Consider the following 9,665-nt stretch of genomic DNA (forward strand, 5'->3'; position numbering starts at 1 on the left):
GCCGACAAGGGGAGCGCTCAGCGCAGCTCCTCCTCGTCGTACTCGTCGGCCGAGCCCGCGGCCGTACGCTCGCGCAGCTCGATCCGGCGGATCTTCCCCGAGACCGTCTTCGGCAGCTCCCCGAACTCCAGCCGACGGACGCGCTGATACGGGGCGAGGACGGCGCGCGAGTGCGCGAACAGCAGTTTCGCCGTGTCGGGGCCGGGTTCCCAGCCGTCCGCCAGCGTGATGTACGCCTTCGGCACGGCGAGCCGCAGCGGGTCGGGGGCGGGCACGACCGCCGCCTCCGCGACCGCCTCGTGCTCCAGGAGCGCGCTCTCCAGCTCGAACGGCGAGATCTTGTAGTCGGAGGCCTTGAAGACGTCGTCGGCGCGCCCGATGTAGGTGATGTACCCCTCGGCGTCGCGCGCGCCGATGTCGCCGGTGCGGTAGTAGCCGCCCGCCATCGCCGCGGCTGTACCCTCCGGGTCCCCGTGGTATCCGGTCATCAGGCCGACAGGGTTGCCCGCCAGGTCGAGCGAGATCTCGCCCTCGGCCGCGCCCGGCGCGCCCGTCACCGGGTCGAGGAGCTCCACCTTGTAGCCGGGGCTCGGGCGGCCCATGGACCCGGCCTTGAGCAGCTGGCCGGGGCTGTTGGCGACCTGTACGGCGGTCTCGGTCTGGCCGAACCCGTCCCGGACGATCACGCCCCACTCACGGCGTACGGTCTCGATGACTTCCGGGTTGAGCGGCTCACCGGCGGCCACGACCTCGCGCGGCGGCGTACGCAGCAGGCTGAGGTCCGCCTGGATCAGCATCCGCCACACGGTGGGCGGGGCGCAGAAACTGGTCACGCCCGCGCGGTCCATCTCGGCCATCAGGCGGCCCGCGTCGAAGCGCGTGTAGTTGTGGATGAAAACGGTCGCCTCGGCGTTCCAGGGGGCGAAGAGATTGGACCAGGCGTGCTTGGCCCAGCCGGGCGAGGAGATGTTCAGATGCACATCGCCGGGGCGCAGCCCGATCCAGTACATCGTCGCCAGGTGCCCGACGGGGTACGAGACGTGGGTGTGCTCGACCAGTTTGGGGCGGGCGGTGGTGCCGGAGGTGAAGTAGAGCATCAGGGGGTCGTCGGCGTGCGTGACCCCGTCGGGCTCGAAGCCGGCCGGGGCCTCGTACACACCGCTCTCGTACGACAGCCAGCCACTGCCCTCGCCGGTCGCGCTACGGTTGACGCCGCCGTTGACGACGCCGTTGACGACGCCTTTGACGACGATCCGGGTGTAGTCGCCGGGCACCTGGTCGAACTTGGCCGCGTCCTCGGCGCGGACGATGACATGGCGCACCCGGCCGCGCTCGACCCGGTCGCGCAGGTCCACGGAGCCGAGCAGCGGGGTGGCGGGGACCAGCACGGCCCGCAGCTTCATCGCGGCGAGGGCGGTCTCCCAGAGCTCGACCTGATTGCCGAGCATGACGAGGATGCGGTCGCCCGCGCGTACGCCCTGGGCGCGCAGCCAGTTGGCAGCCTGATGGGAGCGGGCGGACAGCTCGGCGAAGGAGTAGCGGGCGCGTGGGCCGTCCTCTTCGACGATCTGGAGCGCCGTACGGTCGTTGCCGTCGGCGATGACGTCGAACCAGTCCAACGCCCAGTTGAAACGCTCGGGCCGCGGCCAGGCGAAGCCTTCGTACGCGGTCGCGTAGTCCTCCCTGTGCTGCAGCAGGAAGTCCCGGGCGGCCCGGAACCGTTCCGTCGCGCTGCCTGACGTCATATGTCCTCCTCATTGCGGGACGGGGACGGGCTACAGACATCGTTTGACGTGCTCCCCGCCTGAAGTCCGGGGATTCCTGCCACGGTCGTCGGACCGTCTGGGTGGCTTCCTGCTTCAACGCGCTGTGCCGGGACTTTCGCCCTGGTCTTACCTGCGCTCTGCGAGGCGTTTAGCCTGTCCGCCCGTCCGGCGGCCAGGGTGTTCTTGGAGGCGTTGTCGTCGCGGTCGTGGACGGTCCCGCACTCCTTGCAGGTCCATTCCCGGACGTGCAGGGGTTTCGGTCCGTCCTTGAGGCCGCACACGGAACAGACCTGGGAGGTCGGCTCGAACCGGCCGATCTTGCCGAAGTACCGGCCATGTTTGGCGGCCTTGTACTCCAGCATGCTCACGAAGGTGGACCATCCGGCGTCGTGCACGGACTTGGCCAGCCGGGCCCTGCCCAGACCGGACACCGCGAGGTCTTCCACATACACCGCTTGGTTGTCGCGGATGATCCGGGTGGATGCCTTGTGGTGGAAGCCCCGGCGGCGGTCGGCCACCCGGGCGTGCTGCCGGGCGACCTTGATACGGGCCCTGGCCCGGTTCTTCGACGCCTTGGCCTTACGGGACAAGTCCTTCCGCAACCTTTTGAGTTTCTTCTCCGCACGGCGCAGGAACTTCGGGGAGCGGATGCGGGTGCCGTTGGACAGGACAGCAAAGGTGGTCAGGCCGAGGTCGATACCCACCTCGGCGTCCAGCTCGGGCAGGATGTCCGGCTCGGTGTCCACGACAAAACTGGCGAAGTACCGGCCGCTGGAGTCCTTGGTGAGGGTCAGGGACGTGGGCGCGGCGGGCAAGGGCCGGGACCAGGTGACCTTGAGGTCACCGACCTTGGCCACATACACCGTGCCGTCGTCGTTGAGGCAGAAGGCGTTGGTGTTGGTGTTGAGCCGGATCGACTGGCGGGTGTCCTTCTTCGACTTGTAGCGGGGCGGGGCGACCTTCGGTCCCTTACGCTTGCCCTTGGTCGAGTCGAAGAAGTTCTTGTAGGCGGTGTCCAGGTCCCGCAGGGACTGCTGGAGCACCACCGCCGATACCCCGGTCAGCCACCCGCGCTCGGTGGTGCGCTTTGCCTGGGTGATGTACACCCGCGACAGCTCGGCCGATGTCACGTAGGGCAGCCCCGCCGCATGAACTTGCTTCCGCTCGCGCAGGCAGTCGTTCCACACCACCCGGGCACACCCGAACGCCTGCGCCAGCGCGGTGCACTGAGACCCATCCGGGTACACACGGTAGTTATACCGTAACTGCATGCGATCGACCGTACTCGAACTGGTCTCGCGGAGACAAATGGCGGGCCCGCCACACCAACGAGCAGCCGCGACATGGTCCGCCGCGCCGCCTCGTCCAGCGGCGCTCCAGCCGCAACTGTGCGAGCCGGTCCGCGATATCCCAGCCATGGGACAGTTTTACTCGGCTTTACTCGGCTTTACTCGGCAAACGTCCCGAAGCGGATGTCGTGCGCCGTGGCCGGGGTCAGGGCGGCGAGCACCCGCTCCCCCTCCGCGGCCACCGCGTCGCGCTGCGCGCCGGTCAGCGTCCCGAAGGCCTGCACGGTCAGCGTCGTGGTCTCCGATGCCTCGGTCAGCTGCCAGATACCGGCCACGTAGCCGTCGACCAGGAGCGTGCGGTAGGCCTGGTTGCCCCTCCAGATGCGCGACCTGTACTCCTCGGGCACGACCCGGCGCCGGTCGGCGTGCGAGAGCAGCAGATTGTCGAACTCGGGCAGGAAGCGGGGCGGGGCGGGGGTGTCCGCGTCGGGGCGGGGCGCGTCGGGCAGGTCGAAGAGCTCGACGCCGTACTCGTCCTGGAAGACGGCCAGCCGAGGGCGCAGCCGCTCGAAGACTTCCCGCATACGGGTCAGTCCGGACCAGGTCTGCATGTCCTTGACGGAGGCGGGCCCGAAGGCGGCGAGATAGCGGAGCACCGTGCCGTCGGGCGCGGGCGCGGGCGCGGGCCGGCTGTGCCTGCCGAACCAGTGCTCGGCGGTGGTCAGCGCGACCTGGCCGCTGCCGCCCCACAGCCCGCGCGGGGTGACCTGTACCAGTGGCAGTACGCAACGGGCGGCGAGGGAGAGGGCAAGCGGATCGGCGTCCGGCCACTGTTTCAGCAGCACCTCGCGCAGTTCCTTCATGGTCCGGGGCCGCTCCTCGACCAGCTCGCGGCAGATGGCGCCGAGCCGGTCCAGGTCGACCCCCGCCAGGCCGTTGCGGAACTGCTTGAGTTCCCGGTCGCGTGCCGCTTGCACCAGCGGCCTCAGGGTGAGGCAGTCGTCGGCGGTGTGCAGGTGGATGGTGGAGCGCATCGTGACCAGGCGCCCGACCTCGCGGGCGGCCATCAGCGCGGAGAGCTCCTCGGGGTCGAAGCCCTCCAGTCGGGCGGCGAGCGCGTAGTACGGAGGTTTTACGTTCTGCGCCTGGAGGCCGACGAGGTGCTCGACGGCGCCCTTGACGGACAGCTCGGACCTGGGGACCCGGCGCAGCAGGAGCTGACGGTCCAAGGTGGCGCGGTTCAGGGCGCGGTTGCTGAGTACGAGGTTGCCGAGTACGGGGTTCGTCGACTTCGAGGCCATGCGCACCACGCTACTCAGGCTTGCGGACAGCTTCTGTCCGCAAGCCCCGGGCCCGTCATGCTGGTGCGATGCGGCCCGGTTATCCTGCCCCGAGGGCCGACGTACCCGAACGCACCCGAGGCGGGAGGAGGCGAGATCCGCGATGCCACTGTCCCCGAGGAAGAACCACTGGCGCCGCCGCCCCGCGCCCGCACCCGCTCCGCCGTCGAACAACCCCGCACCGACCGCCGAGCCCGCCGCCCCCTCCCCCGCGACGAAGGACCAGGCCAGCGTCGTCCAGGCCGCGCTCTACCGCGAAGGCCGCCGCGTCTCGACGCCCGACTCGCTCGCCGACACCTTCCGTCAGCTGCGTGAGCAGCGCGGCGACATGGCCTGGATCGGGCTGCACCGCCCGACCGAGACGGAACTCCTCTCGCTCGCCGAGGAGTTCGACCTCCACGAACTCGCCGTCGAGGACGCGCTGGAGGCCCATCAGCGCCCGAAGCTGGAGCGGTACGGCGAGACCCTGTTCGTGGTGTTGCGCGCCGCGCGCTATCTGGACGCGCAGGAGGAGGTCGACTTCGGCGAGCTGCACGCTTTTGTCGGCCGGGACTTCCTGATCACGGTCCGCCACGGCGCGGCCCCCGACCTGTCCGCCGTACGCCGCCGGATGGAGGAGACCCCCGAGCTCCTGGCGCTGGGTCCGGAGGCGGTGCTGTACGCGATCCTGGACGCGGTGGTCGACGGCTACGCACCGGTCGTCGCGGGTGTGCAGAACGACATCGACGAGATCGAGACCGAGGTCTTCGGCGGGGACCCGGCCGTGTCCCGCCGTATCTACGAACTGTCACGCGAGATGGTGGAGTTCCAGCGCGCGACGCGCCCCCTGGTGGGCATGTTGCACGGGCTGATCTCCGGCTTCGCCAAATACGGGACGGACGAAGAGCTCCAGCGCCATCTGCGGGACGTTGCCGACCATGTGACGCACACGAGCGAGCGCGTGGACGGCTTCCGCCAGGCGCTGGCGGACATCCTGACGGTCAACGCGACGCTGGTGACGCAGCAGCAGAACGCGGAGATGCGGGCGTTGGCGGAGGCGGGCTTCGAGCAGAACGAAGAGATCAAGAAGATCTCCTCGTGGGCGGCCATTCTCTTCGCTCCGACGCTGGTCGGGACGATCTACGGCATGAACTTCGACCACATGCCGGAGTTGCACTGGGTGCTCGGATACCCCTTTGCGGTGGGCCTCATGGCGGCGGTATGCACCAGTTTGTACTTCATCTTCAAGCGGCGGGACTGGCTCTGAGTAATCGGCGCGGGAACGCGTACATCGCGAGGCGAAGGCCACGAGGATGGCCGTCAACGGATGTCACGACCGCCTCTCAGGGGCGCTGGGGAGTATCTGGGGAGAATGAAACGCGACCGGCTCCCGGCCGCCTCTTGCCCTCCCCGAAGTTGCTTCCCTCCTGACCTCGCTGCGGGAGCTCGGCCGACGAGGGCCGCGCGTCACGGAGAGTAAGGGACCTGCCGGGCAGCATGACGAAACGGGCGGGCGCAGCGAATGCTGCGCCCGCCCGTTTCAGGGGCCTTGGGAGAGGTACTTCTACGTGACCGTTGCGGCTGCTGAGGTCGGCCTGAGCAACGCGTCGATGGCGTGGCGTCCCTTGTCGCCGGCTTCGGGCATGAAGTGGGCGTAGTGATCCAGGGTGATCGTCGGGGTGGAGTGGCCGAGCCGGCGTGCCAGCGTGACCACGGACTCACCCGCCTCAAGGATGATCGACGCATAGGTGTGCCGCAGCACATGGAAGCCGTCCTTGCGGGAGGCTTGCCGGCGCTCCCCCTTTTCCCGCGTGGGGATGACACCGGCTACCGCGATGGCGGGCTTCCAGACCTCGACGTTGAAGATGTTCGCGCGGATGGCGTTGCCGTACGTCGTGGTCAGGATGAGCGGGAACTTCTTCTGCTCCCGCTCGGCCTCCGGGCCGCCCCACGGTCTCGACGACGGCAACTCTTTTTGGCCGTCGTCGAGAGCTGTTCTATCGAGGGACCATCGACTGCTACCAAGCACCGATTCTGGATGCTCGGCTGCGCGATGAGCTGATTGGGCCACGGCACCGTCTCCCTGCGACCACGGGCACCCTTGCCGACGAGCAGGACGGCTGAGCTGACCTTCTTACGGTCAGCAGACTTCCGCGAAAGCCATGTCGTTTGAGAACACCGAGGGGCAACGTTCACAAACGACATGGCACCCCAGCAGGTCAGCAGCCCTCTACCCGCCAGATGTACTACGACAGGACAGCAGGTCGCGCCTGTACCTCGTTCGCGTTGAACGCCGACGCCTGGAAGGCCAAGCCGCCGCGCCGGGAACAGCCGGTCCGGCCGGCACGGTTGCATCGACGAGGGACCGGTGCCGCACGGGCGGGGAACACGGAGACCACAAGGTCGTCCGCCCCACCAGGATCCGGGCCCCAAGATCGCGGTACGCCCGCCGCATACTCGGACCAAGACGTTTTTCTGCAGGAGGACTGTTTCATGACTGACCGACCGTTGACGCTCATGGCAGTACACGCCCACCCCGACGACGAGGCCACCGGAACCGGAGGGGTCCTCGCGCGGTACGCGGCGGAAGGCATCCGCACGGTTCTCGTGACGTGTACCGACGGCGGTTGCGGTGACGGACCGGGAGGTGTCAAGCCGGGCGATCCCGGGCACGATCCGGCAGCGGTCGCCTTGATGCGCCGTCAAGAACTCGAAGCGAGCTGTGACGTCCTGAAGGTCAGCGATCTGGAGATGCTGGACTATGCCGACTCCGGGATGATGGGCTGGCCGAGCAACGACGCCCCTGGATCCTTCTGGCAGACCCCCGTGCAGGAAGGCGCGGCCCGACTCGCGGAACTCATGCGGCACTACCGACCCGATGTGGTCGTCACCTACGACGAGAACGGCTTCTACGGCCACCCCGACCACATCCAGGCCCACCGCATCACGATGGCGGCGCTGGAGATGACCGCGCTGACACCGAAGGTGTACTGGACGACGATGCCCCGCTCGATGATGCAGCGGTTCGGCGAGATCATGCGCGAGTTTCATGAGGACATGCCGGAGCCGGATCCTGCCGAGGCCGCTGCGATGGCCGAGATCGGCCTCCCCGACGATGAGATCACCACGTGGGTGGACACCACCGGGTTCAGTGGTCAGAAGTTCGACGCGTTGGCCGCGCACGCCAGTCAGGGCGAGAACATCTTCTTCCTCAAGATGGGCAAGGAGAGGTTCGGCGAGTTGATGGGCATGGAGACCTTCGTACGTGTCCAGGACGCCACCGGCGCGGCCATACCCGAGAACGATCTCTTCGCCGGACTGCGCTGATCCGCCCGTCCGACCGGCGGGAAAGCGCATCGACCGCACGGCGCGATCGAGCCGGTCACACACCCGGAGGCTTGTCCACGCGAGTTCCGCTCCGGCAGCCCACGTCCAGGCCCTCGCCGGCAATTCCCCGGGGCCGTGGCACCGGCTCACCTGGCCACCGCTCCATGGCCGCCGCCGCCCGCGCGGCGGCCAGACGCGCCGAGCGCGTGGCCGACGATCCGCGCGTGGCCGTCGGGCGCACCCTGCATACGGATGTCCAGGTCGCCGCCGAGGCCGAGGAAGGCGGCGGGCTCGCCACCGGGCCGTCGCGTGGACGGCGGCGTGCGTGGGTAAGTGGCGTACTCGCCGTCGTGGTCGCGGCTGGACTTGTCGCGCTCGCGGTACTCGGGCAGGAGTACTGGGACGGGCGGACCGGGCGCGGACGAAGGCGCTCGCGGCAGCGCAAAGGGCGGCACCGGTGATCCTGTCGTACGACTACCGACGGCTGGACCGGGACTTCGCCGCGGCACGAAGCCGGCTCACCGGCTCCTTCCGCGACGAGTACCAGAGAACGACCGCGACCGTGGTGGCGCCGACCGCCAAGAAATACCAGGGGGTGGTCAAGGCGACGGTGGCGAAGCCCCCAGGCGGCGAGGCCCCCGCCGCCTCGGTGGTGTCCGCCTCACCGGACAGCGCGGTCGTGCTGCTCTTCGTCAACCGGTCACCAGGAGCACCCAGGTCTCGGGCTCTCGCGTCGACCTGAACCGGGTGCGGATAACCCTCACGCTCACCTCCAAGGGCTGGAAGGTGGGCGCCGTGGACGCGCTGTAGCCCGTACCGCCCCCGGCGTCGAACGGCGGGCGGGGCGGGAGCACTCCTTCGGCGCACAACGGGCGGGCAGCACCGTCTGAGCTCAGAGGGTTGTGGACTGCTGCCGAAGTAATGAGCGGTGGTGACTTCTGGTGAGCGTGAGTGAGTGCTGGGTCGGGTTTGGGTCTGGCCGTACGGGCCGGTCTTCTTCTGTGTGCGGCGTGCTCCGGGCCCCGTCACGGGAGGGGAACGCGGGTTCTTGGGTCGAATGGGTGACCTTTGCGGGTGGTGCTCGTTGACTGCGGTGACGGGGTTCTTTGGCCGGACGGGGGTGAACGGGTGGGCGTGCTGCGCGAGTTGGCGGCATCGTTCGTTGTCCCCGGCCCTGGTGGGGTGTCGGTCCGGGACCGGCTGCGGGTGTCGCGGGTGGATGCGGCGGTGCTGGTGGAGGTCGGCGTCTTCCTCGGCTCGCTGGCCTGTGGTGATCTCGCGGAACGGTCCCGGCAGGGACTGGCGCACGACGCCACCGGGTGGGCGGTGCGCAAGCGGGAGCTGACGGGCACGTCCTCGGCGCGCTGGGCGGGCAGTATCACCAAGGCCACCCATGATCAGTGGGCGCTGGCCCGGCGCGGCCAGGGCGCCCACATGGTGTGGCTGCGGGGGCAGATCGCGTCGATCGAGGCCAGGCTGGCCCGGCCGCTGGGGGCCAGGGCCAATAAGCGCGAAGGGCTCGTGCGCGGGTACGGCAGCCGGGCGGAGTGGCATGCCAAGTCCCGTCGCCTGCACGCTTTGAAGGACCGGTTGGCGGTGGTGGAGGCGGACTGGGCTGCGGGTCGGGTGCGGGTGGTGTGCGGCGGTAAACGCCTTGCTCATGCTCGTCACCACCTTCAGGCGGCCGGGCTGAGTGAGCAGGAGTGGCGCAAGCAGTGGGTAGCAGAGCGGATGTTCCTGGCGGCCGATGGGGAGTCCGGTAAACGGTTCGGCAACGAGACCATCCGCGTCACCGACACCGGACAGGTTTCGATCAAGCTTCCGGGCCCGCTGGCCCATCTGGCCAACGCCCCGCACGGCCGGTACGTCCTGGACGCGACCGTGGCCTTCCGGCACCGGGGTGCGGAGTGGGCCGACCGGATCGCAGCCGGCCGGGCGGTGGCCTACCGCATCCACCACGACGT

The 9,665-nt window shown here is 69.0% G+C and carries 8 protein-coding genes and 1 pseudogene; 4 read left to right on the top strand and 5 right to left on the bottom strand.

The features are described 5' to 3' along the window. Positions 1–17 precede the first annotated feature (17 nt). From ACIHCQ_RS26895 to ACIHCQ_RS26905, 3 genes are all read right to left on the bottom strand, one after another. On the bottom strand, positions 18–1,745 hold the full coding sequence (locus ACIHCQ_RS26895; RefSeq protein WP_399667343.1) for an AMP-binding protein: 1,728 nt from the start codon (positions 1,743–1,745) through the stop codon (positions 18–20). After that, positions 1,742–3,037: an RNA-guided endonuclease InsQ/TnpB family protein gene (locus ACIHCQ_RS26900; RefSeq protein ID WP_399667346.1), complete on the bottom strand. Its 1,296-nt coding sequence runs from the start codon at positions 3,035–3,037 to the stop codon at positions 1,742–1,744. The genes ACIHCQ_RS26895 and ACIHCQ_RS26900 overlap by 4 nt, the downstream gene beginning before the upstream one ends. A 176-nt stretch (positions 3,038–3,213) precedes the next feature. Further along, positions 3,214–4,356: a winged helix DNA-binding domain-containing protein gene (locus tag ACIHCQ_RS26905; RefSeq protein WP_399667349.1), complete on the bottom strand. Its 1,143-nt coding sequence runs from the start codon at positions 4,354–4,356 to the stop codon at positions 3,214–3,216. A gap of 142 nt (positions 4,357–4,498) precedes the next feature. Here ACIHCQ_RS26905 and ACIHCQ_RS26910 point away from each other — a divergent pair, with 142 nt between their 5' ends. Continuing rightward, entirely contained in the window at positions 4,499–5,641 is a 1,143-nt protein-coding gene (locus ACIHCQ_RS26910; RefSeq protein ID WP_399667352.1) for a magnesium and cobalt transport protein CorA, read from the top strand. Between the two features lie 297 nt (positions 5,642–5,938). On the opposite strand, the gene ACIHCQ_RS26915 is transcribed toward ACIHCQ_RS26910, so the two are convergent. Beyond that, positions 5,939–6,343: a hypothetical protein gene (locus ACIHCQ_RS26915; protein ID WP_399667355.1), complete on the bottom strand. Its 405-nt coding sequence runs from the start codon at positions 6,341–6,343 to the stop codon at positions 5,939–5,941. A gap of 524 nt (positions 6,344–6,867) precedes the next feature. Here ACIHCQ_RS26915 and ACIHCQ_RS26920 point away from each other — a divergent pair. Then, on the top strand, positions 6,868–7,701 hold the full coding sequence (locus tag ACIHCQ_RS26920; RefSeq protein ID WP_399667358.1) for a PIG-L family deacetylase: 834 nt from the start codon (positions 6,868–6,870) through the stop codon (positions 7,699–7,701). A 146-nt stretch (positions 7,702–7,847) separates the two neighbouring features. Here ACIHCQ_RS26920 and ACIHCQ_RS26925 read toward each other — a convergent pair whose 3' ends face one another. Then, complete coding sequence (locus ACIHCQ_RS26925; protein ID WP_399667361.1) at positions 7,848–8,156, bottom strand: hypothetical protein; 309 nt, start codon at positions 8,154–8,156, stop codon at positions 7,848–7,850. A 2-nt stretch (positions 8,157–8,158) separates the two neighbouring features. Between ACIHCQ_RS26925 and ACIHCQ_RS26930 the strand changes: the two genes are divergently transcribed. After that, entirely contained in the window at positions 8,159–8,443 is a 285-nt protein-coding gene (locus tag ACIHCQ_RS26930) for a hypothetical protein (protein WP_399667364.1), read from the top strand. 386 nt (positions 8,444–8,829) lie between these two features. Then, positions 8,830–9,665, top strand: a pseudogene (locus ACIHCQ_RS26935) (IS200/IS605 family accessory protein TnpB-related protein); the annotation flags it as partial.

This window comes from Streptomyces sp. NPDC052236, assembly GCF_044548015.1.
Taxonomy (GTDB): domain Bacteria; phylum Actinomycetota; class Actinomycetes; order Streptomycetales; family Streptomycetaceae; genus Streptomyces.